Genomic DNA, 15768 nt, shown 5'->3' with positions numbered 1-15768 from the left:
CGGTGCTGGAGCGGCTGAAGACGGCCCGGGGCGAGCTGGACCTCGGCCGGTACCCCGAAGACGAACGCGATCCCCTGCGGGCCTGGGACGCCGCGGACGAGTATCTGCTGCGCCACCTCGCGGAAAGGGAGATCTCACCCGAAGGCGAGGTCGTCCTCTTCGGCGACCGCTGGGGCGCCCTCGCGACGGCCCTCGCCGCCGAGCGGCCGGTCTCGCTCACCGACTCCTTCCTCGGCCACCGCGCCGCCCTGGCCAACCTCGCCCGCAACGGGGTCGACCCGGACGCCGTCTCCTTCCGCACCCCCGGCGACCCCCTGCCCGCCAAGGCGGGCACGCTGCTCGTCCGGGTGCCCAAGAGCCTCGCCGCCCTGGAACACGGCCTGCACGCGCTGCGCCCGGCCCTGTCGCCCGGCGCCGTGATCATCGGCACCGGCATGGTCAAGGAGATCCACACCTCCACCCTGCGCCTGTTCGAGCAGATCATCGGCCCGACCCGCACCTCGCTCGCCGAGCGCAAGGCCAGGCTGATCCTCACCGAGTACGACCCCTCCCTGGACCCCGGCCCCGACCCCTGGCCGCTCATCCACACCCTCGACGGCGATGCCGGGCCCGTCTCCGGCCGGACCGCCGTCAACCACGCGGGCGTCTTCTGCGCCGACCGCCTCGACATCGGCACCCGGTTCCTGCTCCAGCACCTGCCCGCCGTGCCCGGCGCCCGCCGGATCGTCGACCTCGGCTGCGGGAACGGCGTCCTCGGCCTGGCCGCCGCGCTCACCCATCCCGACGCCGAGGTCGTCTGCACCGACGAGTCCTACGCCGCGGTCGCCTCCGCCCGCGCCACCTTCGCCGCCAACGGCGCCACCGGGGGCGTCTTCACCGCCGCCGACGGGATCGGCGACATCGCGCCCGGCTCGTGCGACCTCGTCCTCACCAACCCGCCCTTCCACTCCCACCAGGCCACCACCGACGCAGCAGCCCGCCGGATGTTCGCGGGCGCCCACCGCGCGCTCGCTCCGGGTGGAGAGCTGTGGGTCGTCGCCAACCGGCACCTCGGCCACCACGCCACCCTCCGGCGGATCTTCGGCGGCTGCTCCGTCGCCGCGGCGAACCCGAAGTTCTCCGTGCTGCGCGCCGTCCGCCGCCGCTGACCCGGGTTCCCCCCACCTGACCTGGGGGTACACCTCGTTTCGTGCCGTTCGAGACATCGGGGGTGGGGTGAACCGGCGCAAGAGGGGAGGACGCCTCGCCCGTGTGTGGGCGCGGGCGTTCCATTCCGTGCGCGGCCGGGTCACGGCGATCGCGGTGGGCGTCGCCGCGGTCGTCCTGTCGATCTGCGTGCTCCTCGTGCTCGCACTGATCCGCCAGCAGGCCGCCGCGGAGGCCGCGGTGACCGCCTCGCGCACCGCCCGCTCGCTTTCTTTCAAGATCGTCGGCGAGCGTCTCGGCAACCCCATCCCGTCGGCGGGCAAGACCCACAGCGACCTCGTCCAGATCGTCGGCGCCGACGGGACGGTCCTGGCGGCGAGCCGGCCCCTCCTCGGCGACCCCCCGCTGTCCACCGCCCGGCCCGCCGATCCCGACGACATCAGGATCGACACCACGGCATGCCCCGAGGACTTCCGCCACTGCCTGTACGTCGTCGGATTCCACGTCGCGGAGTCGGCCTACGGTCAGCCCGTCACCGTCTACGCGGCCGTGGAGCTGCCCAGCCTCCTCGGGAGGGACGGGTCCTCGGTCGGCGCCCGGGCGGTGATCCTCCTGCTCGCCCTCATCTCCATCCTGGGCCTCGGCATCTGGACGGCTATCGGCGCGGCTTTCAGACCGGTCGAGGAGATCACCGGCGAGATGGCCGACATCACCGCCTCAGACCTCTCCCGGCGCATCCCGGTGCACTACAGCGGTGGGGGAGAGGTGCAGCGGCTCGCCGAGACCGTCAACGCGACGCTCGGGCGGCTGGAGCAGGCGACGGACCGGCAGCGCAGGTTCGTCGCCGAGGCCTCCCACGACCTGCGCAACCCCATCGCGGGCCTCCTCACCCGGCTGGAGGTCCTGGACATGGAAGAGGAGGACTACCCCTGGAAGGAGGCGGTCCATGAGGCCGTCCACGACGTCGAGCGGCTCAGCGCGATCGTCGAGGACCTGCTGGAGCTCGCCCGGCTGGAGGCCGGCTCGGCCCCTCCCACCGAGACCCTCGACCTGGGTGCGGTCGTCGCCGACGAACTCGGCCAGCGGATGACCGACCGGCTTCCGATCGCCGCCGACCTCGCCCGCGGGGCCTGGGTCCGGGGCAGCAGGCTGCGCCTGGGCCGGGTGCTGGAGAACCTGCTCGCCAACGCCGAACGGCACGGGACGAAGGTCGTCGACGTCCAGGTGCGGGTCGACGGCTCCGACGTGGTCCTCGGGGTCTACGACGACGGGTCCGGCGTGCCCGAGGAGCACCGGGAACGGATCTTCGAGCGGTTCGCCCGACTCAAGGAGTCCCGCGAGCTCGACTCCGGAGGCACGGGCCTCGGCCTGCCCATCGCCCGTGAGATCGCCCACAACTACGGCGGCACCCTGAGCGTCGTGGACGGGCCGGGCGGCCGGTTCGAGATGCGACTCCCGCTCGCCGAGGCGCCGCCCCAGGCGGCGTCCGAGGCGCTGTCGGAGGCCTAGAGCTCGTCTTCCAGCACGTGCGCGGACGCCGCCCGCAGCCCGCCGACGAGCGCGGGCACCAGCAGCGCCATCAGGAACAGCAGCGGGGCGACCCAGCCGCCCGTCCACTGGTAGAGGACGCCCATGATGACCGGCCCGGGCACCGCGCAGAGGTAGCCGGTGCTCTGGGCGAACGACGACAGCAGCGTGACGCCCTCGTGAGTCCGCGCCCGCAGGCCGATGAGCGCGAGGGCCAGCGGGAAGGCCGACTGGGAGACGCCCGCGAGCAGGGCCCACAGCCACGGCATCGTCGCGGGCCAGAAGGCGAGGCCGCTGTACGCGAGGAACCCCGTGCCGAGGAGCACCGCCACCAGGAGTCGCTGGTCGGGCCGCCGGGTGGCGAGCACCGGCATGACGAAAGCGAACGGGATGCCTATCGCGATGCACAGGGCGAGCAGAAGGCCCGCGGTGCTCGGCGAGAACCCGGCGTCCCGGTAGATCTGCGGCATCCAGCCCATCGTGAAGTAGGCCGCGGTCGCGTTCACCATGAAGAACACCGCGAGGCCCCAGGCCGTCCGGCTGCGCCACAGGGGCGGCAGCGTGCGAGCGCCGTCGCCGGACCGGGCGGTCACCCCCCGGCAGCGCACCGCGGTGATCAGGGCGAGCACCGCGAGCACCGCCCAGACGGCCAGGCCGCTCCGCCACGATCCGAACGCGTGCGCGACCGGCACGGCGGCCGCGGCCCCCACGGTCGCGCCGATGGTCAGGACCGTCGTGTAGACGCCCGTCATCAGGCCGGTCTTCTCGGGGAACTCGCGCTTGACCACGGACGGCATCAGCACGTTGCCCATGGCGATCCCGCCCAGCGCGAGCACGGTGCACAGCAGGAACACCCACGTGTCGCCGGCCAGCGCGCGGGCCGCGAGCCCGGCGGCGAGCATGAGCATTCCGGCGCCCAGCGCCCCGGCCGCGCCGAACCTGCGCGCGACGCGCGGCGCGAGCGGCCCGAAGGCGGCGAAGCACAGCGGGGGCAGCGCGGTGAGCAGCCCCGCGGTGAAGCCGTTCAGCCCGATGTCGGCCCTGATCTCGGGCAGGAGGGGCCCGACGGTCGTGGCGCCCGGCCGGAGGTTCAGCGACACGAGCAGGATCAGGGCGGTGACGGGTCCCGCCGCGGAGGCGCGGCGCAGGGGGGTGGCGAGCGTCATAGGGGCAATCATAGAATGATTGGATGAATTTGCGACCAGCGGCCCCGCCCCCCGGCTCTCCCGCGCCCGGCCGCCGAGCGACGGCGACTGCTGGGAGCATGCCCTCATGACGTTGTCGTCCCCGCGGCGCACGCCGCTGTTCGAGCAGGTCGCCGCCCAGCTCCGGGAGCAGATCACCGCGGGCCGCTGGCCGGTCGGCAGCCGGATCCCCACCGAACCCGAACTCGCCGAGCAGCTGGGGGTCGCCCGCGGCACTCTCCGCGAGGCGGTCCGCGCCCTCGCCCACAACGGGCTCCTCGACATCCGCCAGGGCTCCGGCACCTACGTGCTCGCCGCCAGCGAACTCGCCGGCGTCATGCGCCGCAGCTTCGCCGACGTCGGGCACGCGCACGTGCGGGAGGTGCGGATGATGCTGGAGAGGTCGGCTGCGGGCCTCGCCGCCCTCCGCCGCACCGACGCCGACCTGGCGTACCTCGACATCCTCCTGGCCCGCCGCGAGAGCGCCTGGGCGCACGCCGAGCGGACCGGGGAACTGGAGGACTTCGTGCAGGCCGACGCCGCGCTGCACCGGGCGGTCGTCGACGCGGCCCACAACCCCGCCCTCAGCGCCATCTACGCCGATCTCGGCGACTCCTTCCGGGCCGAGCTGCGCGACCTGTTCGCCGGCGAGCTGACCCCCGACCGGCACGTCGACCACGCCAGGCTCGTGGCCGCCATCCGGGCCGGCGACGCCGAGGCCGCCGCCCGGGAGTGGGCGCTGTTCGACCGGGCGAGCCGGGACTCGCAGGCTTAACCGGACAAAGCGCGGGAATCACTACGTTCCGTAGGGGGAATTTCACGATCGGACAGCTTCGGGGGAAGCCGGATGGGCGTGCGTGTCTGGCTTGCTCTGGCAGGGCTGGCGATCGCCTGGCTCCCCGCCTTCGCGCCCCCGCCCGCCGACCCCCTGCGCGACTTCTACGGACAGCGCCCCGTGTGGACGCCCTGCGCCCACGACCCTTCCTTCTCCTGCGCCCGCGTCAAAGCGCCCCTGGACTACGCCGACCCCAACGGAGCCACTGTCTCCCTCTCGCTCAACCGGCTGCCCGCGGCCGACCCCGCGCACCGCAGAGGCGCACTGGTCACCAACCCGGGGGGTCCGGGCTCGTCCGGCCTGGCCTTCGCCTACCGCGCCCGCACGTTCTTCTCCGACGGCCTGCGCGCGCGTTACGACATCATCGGCATGGACCCCAGGGGAGTCGGCGAAAGCGACCCCGTCTCCTGCGCGGAGACCACCGCGATGGACCAGGCGCCTTCCACCGCCGACTACGCCCGGGCCTTCGCGACGAGCTGCGCGGCGACCGGGGGCGCGCTGCTCGGCCACGCCCGCACCCCCGACGTGGCGCGCGACCTCGAAATCGTCAGGCACGTCCTCGGGGAGCGCGCCCTGAACTACTACGGCGCCTCCTACGGCACGGTCCTCGGCCAGTTCTACGCCCATCTGTTCCCCCGGTCCGTCGGGCGGATGGTCCTCGACTCCGTCGCCGACCCCACCGGATGGCCGGGGGACCCGTCCGCCCAGGCCGTCGGATTCGAGACCGCGTTCGGTGTGATGGTCGCCACCTGCGTGGACCAGGGAGGCTGCCCGCTCGGCAAGGACCGCACCGACATCCTGTCCCGGCTGGGCCGGATGATCGCGCGGACCGACGAGCGCCCCCTGCGGACCGCCGCGGGAGCCACCCCCGTCACCAGCCGCGAACTGCTGCGGGTGATCGAACTGGCCACCTACCGGGAGGCGTCCTGGCCCAAGGTCGCCCAGGCGCTGGCCAGGGCCCTGCGCGGCGACGGCTCGGCCCTGCGCGCCCTCACCGCCGAGCAGACCGAGTCGGGAGGCGGCGCCGGCACCGTCCCCGCCGGATACCACGCGGTGCTCTGCCCGCACCTGCGTCCGGAGGAGCGCACCGCGGAGGCCGCGGCCCGCGCGGGCGACGAGGCGATGGCCGTCGCGCCCCTGTTCGGCAGGCAGGTCGAGTCCCAGTGGCTCGCCTGCGTCGACTGGCCCGTGCCGTCCCTGCCGGAGGCGGGCAGGGCGCTCGGGGCGGCGGGCGCGCCGCCGATCCTGCTCGTGCACAACAGCCACGACGCCGCGACGCCCGTCCACTGGGCGCGGGCCCTGCACGGAAGGCTCGACCGCAGCGCGCTGGTCGTCAACGAGTCCGGCGGCCACGGGTTCTACCCGATGGGCGACTGCACGAGAGGGGTCGTGGACGGATTCCTGCTCTCGGGGAGACCGCCCGAGGGCGGCACCGCCTGCCGGGACCGCGCGCACGACGGCGAAGGGGCCGCGCGGGACGCCGAAAGAGCAGGCCGGACCGGCCGCAACACCGTCGCGACGACCCCCGGAACGGACCGCCCGTTATCCGGTTCGCGCAAGGGGTCGGGAGCGTGTATTGTTTTCCCTGCGAGCACGACGCAAGCCCCTTTAGCTCAGTCGGCAGAGCGTCTCCATGGTAAGGAGAAGGTCTACGGTTCGATTCCGTAAAGGGGCTCGGAGAAACACTGAAGTAGACGCCCGGCCCGCATCGGGTCGGGCGTTCACTGTGTTTCGGGCGACCACTGGGTCAGGTACTCTTATCAGTGCCATCAGTGGCCTCGTCATGGCGGGGTAGCTCAGTCAGGCAGAGCAAGCGGCTCATAATCGCTGTGTCGCCGGTTCAAGTCCGGCCCTCGCTACAAAATCCGATCACACCAAAGTCCCCCCGGGACGTGTTCGGATCAGTATGTCCGAATCCCTTGAGCAGAAAGGCACTCCATCGTGGCTGCCACCGACGTTCGGCCGAAGATCACGCTGGCCTGCCAGGAGTGCAAGCACCGCAACTACATCACGCGGAAGAACCGGCGCAACGACCCGGACCGCCTGGAGCTGAAGAAGTACTGCCCCAACTGCCGGTGCCACCAGGCCCACCGCGAGACCCGCTAGTCGCGGTCGGCGATGGCTCGGGTAAACCGAGCGCTTGCCTAATTCGGCCCGTTCCCAGGCGCACCCGCCGGGGACGGGCCGAACGTCATTCTGTTACCTTCCCCACTAGGCGCGAACGGTTCCCTCGCCACCCCCGGGGACCGAGGTCCGAAGAGACTCGGAAGGAAAGCGGCATGGCACTCAACACCGATTTCATCGGGCGGACTTTCCCGCCCAGTCCTCCTTATGAGGTCTCCCGGGTGAAGATCCGCGAGTTCGCCGACGCGATCGGCGACCGCAACCCGATCTACCGCGACACCGAGGCGGCGAAGGCCGCGGGCCACCCCGACGTGGTCGCCCCGCCCACCTTCCCCATCGCGTTCTCCCTCGGCGGCGACTACTTCGCCGACCCCGAGCTGGGCCTCAACTACGCCATGGTCGTCCACGGCGAGCAGCGCTTCGAGTACAAGCGCCCCATCGTCGCCGGCGACGCGCTCACCGCCCAGGCGACCATCGCCGACATCCGCAAGGCGGGCCGCAACGAGCTGCTGAAGATCGTCACCGAGATCCGGGACTCCGCCGGCGAACTCGTCGTCACCACCTACAACACCATCGTCGAGCGGGGGGCGTGATCATGGCGGCTACCGTCAAGTACGACGAGGTCGAGGTCGGCACCGAGATCCCGGTGCGGGAGTACGACGTCAAGCGGCTCAACCTCGTGATGTACGCCGGCGCGTCCGGCGACTTCAACCCCATCCACTGGGACGAGCACTTCGCCAAGTCCGTCGGCCTGCCCGACGTCATCGCGCACGGCATGTTCACCATGGCCCAGGGCGGCAGGTTCGTCACCGACTGGGTCGGCGACCCCGGGGCCGTCCTGGACTACGGCGTCCGCTTCGCCGGCATGGTCCCCGTGCCGCACCAGGCCGGGAACACCATCGTGATCAGCGGGGTCGTCGAGGAGAAGCTCGAGGACAACAAGGTCGTCGTCGGCCTCACCGCCCGCTCCGGTGACCAGAAGGTCCTCAGCCAGGCCAAGGCCGTCGTCCGGCTAGCCTGAACCCGGGTCGTGCGCGCACGCGGCTCTCGCGCGTGCGCGCCTCGCCCCCGGCCTCCTGAGGCCGCGATCGACTGCAGCCGGATCCACTGAACGGCGATCCACCCAAGCCCGCGCGACCGAGGGGGAGACATGAACGTCCACTGCCAGGACGTCCTCCTGTCCGGCTACACCACCCTGCGCCTCGGCGGGCCCGCCCGCACCTTCGTCGAGGTCACCACCGAGGACGACCTCGTCGCCGCGGTGCGCGCCGCCGACCGGGACGGCGAGCCCGTCCTCGTCCTCGGCGGCGGCAGCAACCTCGTCGTCAGCGACGCGGGCTTCCCCGGCACCGTCGTGCGGGTCGCCACCCGCGGCGTCGCGATCAACGGCGGCACCGTCACCGCCCAGGCGGGCGAGGACTGGGACGCGCTCGTCGCCAGGACCGTCGCCGAAGGGCTCGCCGGGCTCGAATGCCTGTCCGGCATCCCCGGCAGGGTCGGCGCCACCCCGATCCAGAACGTCGGCGCCTACGGGCAGGACGTCAGCGAGACGATCACCGAGGTCCGCGTCTACGACCGCGAGGACGACGCCATCCGCACGCTGAAGGCCGAAGAGTGCGCCTTCACCTACCGGCACAGCGCCTTCAAGGGGGACGACAGGCACGTCGTGCTGTCCGTCACCTTCGAGCTCGCCGAGACGGGCGAGTCCAGGCCCGTCAAGTACGCGGAGCTCGCACGCCGCCTGGGCGTCGAGGCGGGGCAGTGCGCGCCGCTCGCCGACGTGCGCGCGGCGGTCCTGGAACTGCGCAGGGGCAAGGGCATGGTCCTGGACCCCGCCGACCCCGACACGCGCAGCGCGGGCAGCTTCTTCACCAACCCGATCCTCACCCCCGCCGAGCTCGCCGCCCTCACCGAGCGCGCGGAGGGCTTCCCCGCCTTCCCCGAGCCCGACGGCCGCACCAAGACGTCCGCGGCCTGGCTCATCGACCGCGCGGGATTCACCAGGGGCCATGCCCGCGGGCCGGTCCGGCTGTCGACCAAGCACACCCTGGCGCTCACCAACCCCGGCCCCGAGGGGACCACCGCCGACCTCGTCGCCCTCGCCCGCGAGGTCCGCGAAGGCGTCCGCGCGGCCTTCGGCGTGACCCTCGTCAACGAGCCGGTCTTCATCGGCCTCAGCCTCGACGAGGACGGCCTCGGCGCTCGCTAGGCGGGGGCCGCGAGCCAGTCGTCGACGCCGCCCAGGAGCCGTTTGCGGACCGCGTCGGGGGCGGCGGAGCCGCGGATGGAGGAGCGGGCGAGTTCTGCGAGTTCCTCGTCGGTGAAGCCGTGCTCGCTGCGCGCCAGCTCGTACTGGGTGACGAGCCGCGAGCCGAACAGCAGCGGGTCGTCGGCGCCCAGCGCCATCGGCACGCCGGCCTCGAAGAGGCTCCGCACGGGCACCTCCGCGGCGCTGGGGGCCACCCCCAGGGACACGTTCGAGGCCGGGCAGACCTCCAGCGTCACCCCCAGCCGGGCGATCTTCTCGACCAGGCGGGGGTCCTCGACCGAGCGCACGCCGTGGCCGAGCCTGTCGGCGTGCAGCAGGTCAAGGCACGGCCGCACCGACTCGGGGCCCTGGAGCTCACCGCCGTGCGGCGCCAGCAGCAGCCCCGCCCGGCCCGCGATGCGGAAGGCGCCCTCGAACTCGTACGGCCTGCCCCGCCGCTCGTCGTTCGACAGCCCGAAGCCGACGACGCCCCGGCCGGCGTACTGCGCGGCGAGCCTCGCGAGGATCTTCGCGTCCAGCGGATGCCGGGTCCGGTTCGCCGCGACGATCACCCCGATGCCGACCCCGGTGGCCTCCTCGGCCCGGCGGGCGGCCTCCAGGACCAGCTCCAGCGTCGGCGTCAGCCCGCCGAAGCGGCTCTGGTATCCCGAAGGGTCCACCTGGATCTCCAGCCAGCCCGAGCCCTCCGCGGCCTCGTCCTCGGCGGTCTCCAGGACGAGCCGGATCAGATCCTCCGGCTTCTGAAGGACCGACCTGGCCAGGTCGTACAGCCGCTGAAAGCGGAACCAGCCGCGCTCGTCGGTGGCGCGCAGAGCGGGCGGCCACTCCGTGACGAGTGAGTCCGGCAGGCGCACGCCGTGCCGGAGTGCCAGCTCCACGAGGGTGCTGTGCCGCATCGATCCGGTGAAGTGCAGATGCAGATGTGCCTTGGGCAACAGTGTCAGGTCACGGCGCTCCATCTCCCAATCCTGCCTGATCAGACAGGGGTTCATGGGGTTGTCGGGGCGGAACCACCCGGAAGGACTAGACGCGCCGCCGCCGTCCCGGTTCGACGTGGCGCGCTCTGGCACGTATGCTGCTGCCCTAGCGGGGCGGTGCGCGAGCACGCCCGCTGTAGGGCAATGGCGCAATTGGTAGCGCTCCGGTCTCCAAAACCGGCGGTTGGGGGTTCGAGTCCCTCTTGCCCTGCGGAGCAGCTTCACGTTCCCAGCCGCACGTGAGCGCGCATAGAGTGAAATGCACGCGCGGCGGATACCACGCCGTGTCGGACGATCAATCCGAACGAGGGTGAGATGGCGACTGACATCCGCGACGCCGCGACCGAGGACAAGGGCAAGCCCGCGAAGCGCAAGCGCACCGGTCCTGCTCTTTTCATCCGCCAGGTCATCGGCGAGCTGCGTAAGGTCATCTGGCCGACTCGCAAGGAACTCATCAACTACACGATCGTGTCGTTGGTCTTCGTCCTCGTCATGATCGGCATCGTCTCGCTGCTCGACTGGGGACTTCAGGAGGCCATCTTCGCCCTCTTCGCCTAGAAGAGACGAGCGAAGCGCTCCACCACCCGTCCCCGTAGAGAGAGAGTCACCGCCGTGTCCGAGTCCTCGCAGTTCCACGACGAGCTCCCGCAGGAGCCGCTGTCGGATGAGGTTCTCCCGCAGGGAGAGGACGCTGAGGCGGAGGACACCGGGTTCGACGACGAGGGCGAGCAGACCCCGGCCGACGACGCGGACGAGTCCGGCGAAGCCGAGGAGTCCGGCGAAGCCGACGAGTCCGACGAGGACGAGGAGTCCGAGCCGGCCCCCGTGGTCGACCCGGTCGCCGAGTTCACGCGCGAGCTGCGGATGCTTCCGGGCGACTGGTACGTCATCCACTCCTACGCGGGGTACGAGAACCGGGTCAAGAGCAACATCGAGACCCGGACCGGCACCCTGAACATGGAGGACTACATCTTCCAGATCGAGGTCCCTCAGCACGAGGTCACCGAGATCAAGGGCGGCAAGCGCCAGAAGGTCAACGAGAAGGTCCTGCCGGGCTACATCCTGGTCCGCATGGAACTGACCGACGAGTCCTGGGGCGCCGTCCGCAACACCCCCGGCGTCACCGGCTTCGTCGGCCTGTCGAACAAGCCGTCGCCGCTCAGCCTCGAAGAGGTCGCCAAGCTGCTGGCGCCCGAGGCCCCCGAGCAGGCGCAGACGGCCAAGGCCACCGCCAAGGCCGCCGCGACCGTCGACTTCGAGGTCGGCGAGTCCGTCACCGTCATGGACGGCCCCTTCGCGACGCTCCCGGCCACGGTCAACGAGATCAACCTCGACACCCAGAAGCTCAAGGTGCTCGTCTCGATCTTCGGCCGCGAGACCCCGGTCGAGCTCTCCTTCAACCAGGTCTCGAAGATCTGACCTGGCAGGTACCCTCGTATAAGTCTTCCGCGCCTTCTAGGCGCGGGGCCCAAGGGCTCCAACATCCCCGGCTCACGTTCCAGCCGGGGATGTTGCCTGTGAAGCAGGAGTCGGAGCCGAAGCAATCTGGAACGAAAGGAAGGCGCCATGCCTCCCCGCAAAAAGAAGGTCAGCGCCATCGTCAAGGTCCAGCTGAACGCTGGCGCCGCGACCCCCGCGCCGCCCGTCGGTACCGCGCTCGGTCCGCACGGTGTGAACATCATGGACTTCTGCAAGCAGTACAACGCTGCGACCGAGGCCCAGCGCGGCAACGTGATCCCCGTCGAGATCACCATCTACGAAGACCGCTCCTTCACCTTCGTCACCAAGACGCCCCCGGCGCCGCAGATGATCCTGAAGGCCGCCGGCATCGACAAGGGCTCCGCGGTCCCGCACAAGACCAAGGTCGGCTCGATCACCGAGGCCCAGCTCCGCGAGATCGCCGAGTTCAAGATGAAGGACCTCAACGCCAACGACATCGACGCCGCCGCGAAGATCATCGCCGGCACCGCCCGCTCCATGGGCATCGAGGTCAAGTAGCACCCCCGGGCCGTGCCGTCCGGCACGGCCCGTCACCCAGTGGTAGGGCCTGCGCGGTCCGTTAACACCACGAACTCCCGAGAAAGGGGAGCAGCATGAAGCGCAGCAAGGCCTACCGGTCCGCCGCCGAGAAGATCAACGCCGACGAGCTGTACACGCCGCTCGACGCCGTCCGTCTCGCCAAGGAGACCAAGGTCACCAAGTTCGACCCGACCATCGAGGTGAACACCCGCCTCGGCGTCGACCCGCGCAAGGCCGACCAGATGGTCCGCGGCACCGTGAACCTGCCGCACGGCACCGGTAAGACCGCCCGCGTCCTCGTGATCGCCGGTGGCGCCAAGGCCGACGAGGCCCGCGCCGCGGGTGCCGACTTCGTCGGCGCCGACGACATGATCGAGCAGATCTCCGGCGGCTTCCTCGACTTCGACGCCGTGGTCGCCACCCCGGACATGATGGGCAAGGTCGGTCGCCTCGGCCGCGTCCTCGGTCCGCGCGGCCTCATGCCGAACCCGAAGACCGGCACCGTGACGATGGACGTGGCCAAGGCCGTCACCGAGATCAAGGGCGGCAAGATCGAGTTCCGCGTCGACCGGCACGCCAACCTCCACTTCATCATCGGCAAGGCGTCCTTCGACGACCGCCAGCTCGTGGAGAACTACGCGGCCGCGATCGAGGAGATCCTGCGTCTCAAGCCGTCCGCCGCCAAGGGCCGCTACCTGAAGAAGGTCACCGTCACCTCGACGATGGCCCCCGGCATCCCGGTGGACCCGTCGGTCACCCGCGGCTTCACCGCGGAGCTCGACGGCGAGTAAGTCTCCGGCGCCCGTCCTTCGCCCGCGAAGGACACCGCGTCACCGAAGGCCCGCGGGGGTTCACCCCCGCGGGCCTTCCGCGTTACCGGGGCGAAGAGCCTTCGGCGGTTCCACCCCCACGAGCCCGTCCGCGGCCTGAGCGGATGAAGATGAGTTCTGCGTGAATTCGTTATAATCAGGGTTGGTCTGAAGGGATCTTGAGATGCCCGAAAAGGATAATTCGGGCATGAAGAAGTGGGTTGCCGGCACCGTCGCCGGTACATGTCTCGTTCTCGGGCTCGTGGGCTGCTCCACCGAGTCCGGCTCCGAGGAAACGACGGCCGGGGCTCCCTCGGCCGCCGCTCCGGCCGCGCCGGCCGGTGCGGCCGAAGCAGTCGAAGCGGTGCAGAAGGTCGCCGCGCGCACCGCGGGCGTGGAGTCCTTCGTGATGGACCTGACGGTCGTCTCCGAGGGGACGACGGTCAAGGGCGTCGGGCACATCCGGACCAAGCCCACTGCCGCGGTCTCCCTGGAGATGAACGCCGGGGCCGAGGGGTCGATCTCCATGGTGGTGGTCGACGGGGTCATGTACATGAACATGGGCGGCGAGGAGATCGTCCCGGGCAAGACGTGGATGAAGGTCGACCTCGCGGACGCCGCCGCCGCGGCCGGCGCGGACGACGCGCTCGCCCCGGTCAACCAGACGAACCCGAACACGCTCGCCACGCTGTTCGCGGCGTCCACCGACGTCGTCCGCGTCGGCGAGGAGAGCGTCGAGGGCGTGCAGACCGTGCGCTACAAGGGCACGATCGACGCGACGGCGCTGGCCGCGGACCCCGCCACCAAGGAGGCCGCCACCTCCTTCGGCGCCGACGGCGTGGTCTCGTTCGAGATCTGGATCGACGGCGACGACCTGATGCGCAAGGCCGTCGCGTCGATCACGGCCGACGGCGTCCCCGCGGAGCTCACGATGCTCTTCCGCGACTTCGGCGAGCCGGTGAAGGTCACCGCGCCGCCTGCGGACCAGGTCGCCTCCACGCCCGCCTCCTGACCTTCGTGAGGGCCCCGGGGTTTCCGGGGCCCTCACGGGGGAGCCCCTACGCCGGGAGGCTGACGGGAAGAGCCGCCGGTTGGTTCCGGCGGGGGATGTGGCGGGGCGGGTCGGGCGGGCAGACTGCGTGGCATGAAGAAGCTCGTTGCCGGTGCCGCGGTAGGCACCTCCCTCGTACTGGCGCTCAGCGCGTGTTCCGGCTCGGCGTCCGACTCCGGGCTCCCGGCCGAGAACGTCAGCGCGGTCACCGCCCTCGACCAGGTTGCCGTGGAGGCGGAGAAGGTCGAGACCTTCACCGCGGAGCTGACCATCTCCGGCGCGGGCAAGGCCCACGCGACCGGCTCGTTCCGGCTCAAGCCCGCCCCCGCCTTCTCGGTGGACATGGACTCCTTCGCCGTCGCCGGGGTGGACATCCCCGCCGCGGGCACCCAGGTGGTCCTGCTCGACGAGACGGTCTACGTCCGCAACCAGCAGCTCGCCCAGTTCCTCGGCGGCGGCAAGCCGTGGATGAAGATCGGCGTCGGGGACGTCGCGAGCGCGGCAGGCTTCGACCCGGACGAACTGGTCAAGCAGTTCCAGCAGGCCGACCCGGGCAACCTCGCGAAGATCGTCTCGGACTCGACCGACGTGAAGCGCGTCGGCGAGGAGGAGATCGACGGCGTCCAGACCGTGCACTACCAGGGCACCGTCGACATCAAGCAGGCGATCACGAAGTACGACCCCGAGCTGAAGCAGGCCGCCGAGCAGCTCAGCAACGGCTCGGAGAAGCTGTCCTTCGACATCTGGACCGACGGCGAGGACCTGCCGCGCAAGGTCGTCACCCACGTGACCACCAGCGAGAACAAGACCTTCGACGTCCAGGTGGTCTTCCGCGACTACGGCTCGAAGGTCTCGGTGGCCGCGCCCCCCGCCGACCAGGTCGGCGACATCAAGATCCCCTGACCCTGGATCCCCGTCCTCCGAGGGCCCGGCGGGTGCGCCGGGCCCTCGAACGCTGTCGCTGCCGTGTCGCGTCCGGGTGCCGCGGGATTCGATTTGGCGGTCGCGGCGCGATGACGTAATGTGTGGTGCAACCGAAGACCGCCGGTCACTGCCGCATGGCAGTCGAAGAGTCCTGAGGCATCTCAGGGCGGCCCGCGTAGGTGAACCCGAGCTTCACATGGTTTTTTCCTGTGACGCCCCGTGTGCATCTGCGCCGGGGCGCTTTGTGTGTTTCAGGGGCCTTTGCTCCGGCGGTCGGCTCCCCGCGAAAGCGAGGAGTGGTCCCCGTGAATGAAGGAGTCCCATGAGGGCGGACAAGTCCGCGGTCGTCGCGGAGCTGAAGGAAGACTTCTCCAGCTCCAGCGCCGCCGTGCTGACCGAGTACCGCGGGCTCACTGTGGCTCAGCTCAAGGAGCTGCGCCGCAGCCTCGGTGACACCGCGAAGTTCTCCGTTGTGAAGAACACGCTGACCAAGGTCGCCGCGAAGGACGCCGGCGTCGAGGGCCTGGACGACCTGCTCGTCGGCCCCTCGGCCATCGCGTTCGTCAAGGGCGACGTGGTCGAGGCCGCCAAGGGCCTGCGTGAGTTCTCCAAGGCGAACCCGCTGCTGGTGATCAAGGGCGGCTACCTCGACGGCAAGCCGCTCGACGCCGACCAGGTCACCAAGCTGGCCGACCTCGAGTCTCGTGAGGTTCTCCTCTCGAAGCTCGCCGGTGCGCTCAAGGCTTCGCAGAGCAACGCCGCGGCGCTGTTCAACGCGCTGCCGACGCAGCTCGCCCAGCTGTCGGAGGCCCTGCGCGCCAAGCGCGCCGAGGGTGCCACCGACACCGTCACCGAGGAGGCTCCGGCCGAATAGGGCCGGACCTCTCGATCCCCGTGGTCTAC

16 protein-coding genes, 3 tRNA genes and 1 pseudogene are annotated in these 15768 nt (G+C 70.9%); 18 read left to right on the top strand and 2 right to left on the bottom strand.

From position 1 onward, the window contains the following. Positions 1-2: 2 nt before the first annotated feature. Complete coding sequence (locus ACYVOM_RS06010; protein WP_460302199.1) at positions 3-1148, top strand: methyltransferase; 1146 nt, start codon at positions 3-5, stop codon at positions 1146-1148. A 67-nt stretch (positions 1149-1215) separates the two neighbouring features. Beyond that, positions 1216-2655: a sensor histidine kinase gene (locus tag ACYVOM_RS06005; protein WP_460302198.1), complete on the top strand. Its 1440-nt coding sequence runs from the start codon at positions 1216-1218 to the stop codon at positions 2653-2655. Here the strand turns inward: ACYVOM_RS06005 and ACYVOM_RS06000 are convergent. Continuing rightward, positions 2652-3839, bottom strand: a complete 1188-nt coding sequence (locus ACYVOM_RS06000) for an MFS transporter (RefSeq protein WP_460302197.1) — start codon at positions 3837-3839, stop codon at positions 2652-2654. The two genes, ACYVOM_RS06005 and ACYVOM_RS06000, sit on opposite strands and share 4 nt — an antisense overlap. A 106-nt stretch (positions 3840-3945) precedes the next feature. Here ACYVOM_RS06000 and ACYVOM_RS05995 point away from each other — a divergent pair, with 106 nt between their 5' ends. From ACYVOM_RS05995 to ACYVOM_RS05960, 8 genes and pseudogenes are all read left to right on the top strand, one after another. After that, entirely contained in the window at positions 3946-4632 is a 687-nt protein-coding gene (locus ACYVOM_RS05995; protein WP_460302196.1) for a FadR/GntR family transcriptional regulator, read from the top strand. Positions 4633-4704: 72 nt separating this feature from the next. Then, positions 4705-6072, top strand: a pseudogene (locus tag ACYVOM_RS05990) (alpha/beta fold hydrolase); the annotation flags it as partial. Positions 6073-6294: 222 nt separating this feature from the next. Further along, positions 6295-6367 (top strand) — tRNA-Thr (locus tag ACYVOM_RS05985). A gap of 110 nt (positions 6368-6477) precedes the next feature. Then, positions 6478-6551, top strand: a tRNA-Met gene (locus tag ACYVOM_RS05980). An 82-nt stretch (positions 6552-6633) separates the two neighbouring features. Further along, entirely contained in the window at positions 6634-6798 is a 165-nt protein-coding gene (gene rpmG / locus ACYVOM_RS05975) for a 50S ribosomal protein L33 (RefSeq protein WP_106397297.1), read from the top strand. A 173-nt stretch (positions 6799-6971) separates the two neighbouring features. Continuing rightward, on the top strand, positions 6972-7409 hold the full coding sequence (locus tag ACYVOM_RS05970; RefSeq protein WP_460302195.1) for a MaoC family dehydratase N-terminal domain-containing protein: 438 nt from the start codon (positions 6972-6974) through the stop codon (positions 7407-7409). A 2-nt stretch (positions 7410-7411) separates the two neighbouring features. Further along, positions 7412-7837 (top strand): MaoC family dehydratase, encoded by a 426-nt coding sequence (locus ACYVOM_RS05965; RefSeq protein ID WP_460302194.1) that lies wholly within the window; start codon positions 7412-7414, stop codon positions 7835-7837. Between the two features lie 129 nt (positions 7838-7966). Beyond that, positions 7967-9025, top strand: coding sequence for a UDP-N-acetylmuramate dehydrogenase (locus ACYVOM_RS05960; RefSeq protein ID WP_460302193.1), 1059 nt, complete (start codon positions 7967-7969; stop codon positions 9023-9025). Here ACYVOM_RS05960 and ACYVOM_RS05955 read toward each other — a convergent pair. Next, on the bottom strand, positions 9022-10044 hold the full coding sequence (locus ACYVOM_RS05955) for an adenosine deaminase (protein WP_460302192.1): 1023 nt from the start codon (positions 10042-10044) through the stop codon (positions 9022-9024). The genes ACYVOM_RS05960 and ACYVOM_RS05955 overlap by 4 nt on opposite strands. 156 nt (positions 10045-10200) lie before the next feature. On the opposite strand from ACYVOM_RS05955, the gene ACYVOM_RS05950 reads away from it, so the two are divergent. The 8 genes from ACYVOM_RS05950 (at position 10201) to rplJ (ending at position 15739) form a co-directional block, all read left to right on the top strand. Beyond that, positions 10201-10273: transfer RNA gene (locus tag ACYVOM_RS05950), tRNA-Trp, on the top strand. Between the two features lie 104 nt (positions 10274-10377). Continuing rightward, on the top strand, positions 10378-10620 hold the full coding sequence (gene secE, locus ACYVOM_RS05945; RefSeq protein WP_460302191.1) for a preprotein translocase subunit SecE: 243 nt from the start codon (positions 10378-10380) through the stop codon (positions 10618-10620). 54 nt (positions 10621-10674) lie between these two features. Continuing rightward, positions 10675-11481 (top strand): transcription termination/antitermination protein NusG, encoded by an 807-nt coding sequence (nusG, locus tag ACYVOM_RS05940; RefSeq protein WP_460302190.1) that lies wholly within the window; start codon positions 10675-10677, stop codon positions 11479-11481. Between the two features lie 147 nt (positions 11482-11628). Next, complete coding sequence (rplK, locus tag ACYVOM_RS05935) at positions 11629-12060, top strand: 50S ribosomal protein L11 (RefSeq protein WP_460302189.1); 432 nt, start codon at positions 11629-11631, stop codon at positions 12058-12060. Positions 12061-12155: 95 nt separating this feature from the next. After that, complete coding sequence (gene rplA, locus ACYVOM_RS05930) at positions 12156-12872, top strand: 50S ribosomal protein L1 (protein ID WP_460302188.1); 717 nt, start codon at positions 12156-12158, stop codon at positions 12870-12872. Positions 12873-13098: 226 nt separating this feature from the next. After that, on the top strand, positions 13099-13902 hold the full coding sequence (locus ACYVOM_RS05925) for an LppX_LprAFG lipoprotein (RefSeq protein WP_460302187.1): 804 nt from the start codon (positions 13099-13101) through the stop codon (positions 13900-13902). A gap of 132 nt (positions 13903-14034) precedes the next feature. After that, entirely contained in the window at positions 14035-14844 is an 810-nt protein-coding gene (locus tag ACYVOM_RS05920) for an LppX_LprAFG lipoprotein (RefSeq protein ID WP_460302186.1), read from the top strand. Positions 14845-15187: 343 nt separating this feature from the next. Continuing rightward, complete coding sequence (gene rplJ, locus ACYVOM_RS05915; protein ID WP_460302185.1) at positions 15188-15739, top strand: 50S ribosomal protein L10; 552 nt, start codon at positions 15188-15190, stop codon at positions 15737-15739. Positions 15740-15768 lie beyond the last annotated feature (29 nt).

Source organism: Actinocorallia aurea, from assembly GCF_054783995.1.
This window is presented reverse-complemented; position numbering and strand designations above follow the sequence as displayed.

Bases quoted from the DNA above. Each gene is read 5' to 3' on its own strand.
- ACYVOM_RS06000 (WP_460302197.1), bottom strand. From the start codon at position 3,839: ATGACGCTCGCCACCCCCCTGCGCCGCGCCTCCGCGGCGGGACCCGTC.
- rplJ (WP_460302185.1), top strand. From the start codon at position 15,188: ATGAGGGCGGACAAGTCCGCGGTCGTCGCGGAGCTGAAGGAAGACTTC.
- ACYVOM_RS05920 (WP_460302186.1), top strand. From the start codon at position 14,035: ATGAAGAAGCTCGTTGCCGGTGCCGCGGTAGGCACCTCCCTCGTACTG.
- ACYVOM_RS05995 (WP_460302196.1), top strand. From the start codon at position 3,946: ATGACGTTGTCGTCCCCGCGGCGCACGCCGCTGTTCGAGCAGGTCGCC.
- ACYVOM_RS05925 (WP_460302187.1), top strand. From the start codon at position 13,099: ATGAAGAAGTGGGTTGCCGGCACCGTCGCCGGTACATGTCTCGTTCTC.
- ACYVOM_RS05955 (WP_460302192.1), bottom strand. From the start codon at position 10,044: ATGGAGCGCCGTGACCTGACACTGTTGCCCAAGGCACATCTGCATCTG.
- secE (WP_460302191.1), top strand. From the start codon at position 10,378: ATGGCGACTGACATCCGCGACGCCGCGACCGAGGACAAGGGCAAGCCC.
- rplA (WP_460302188.1), top strand. From the start codon at position 12,156: ATGAAGCGCAGCAAGGCCTACCGGTCCGCCGCCGAGAAGATCAACGCC.
- ACYVOM_RS05960 (WP_460302193.1), top strand. From the start codon at position 7,967: ATGAACGTCCACTGCCAGGACGTCCTCCTGTCCGGCTACACCACCCTG.
- ACYVOM_RS05965 (WP_460302194.1), top strand. From the start codon at position 7,412: ATGGCGGCTACCGTCAAGTACGACGAGGTCGAGGTCGGCACCGAGATC.
- ACYVOM_RS05970 (WP_460302195.1), top strand. From the start codon at position 6,972: ATGGCACTCAACACCGATTTCATCGGGCGGACTTTCCCGCCCAGTCCT.
- rplK (WP_460302189.1), top strand. From the start codon at position 11,629: ATGCCTCCCCGCAAAAAGAAGGTCAGCGCCATCGTCAAGGTCCAGCTG.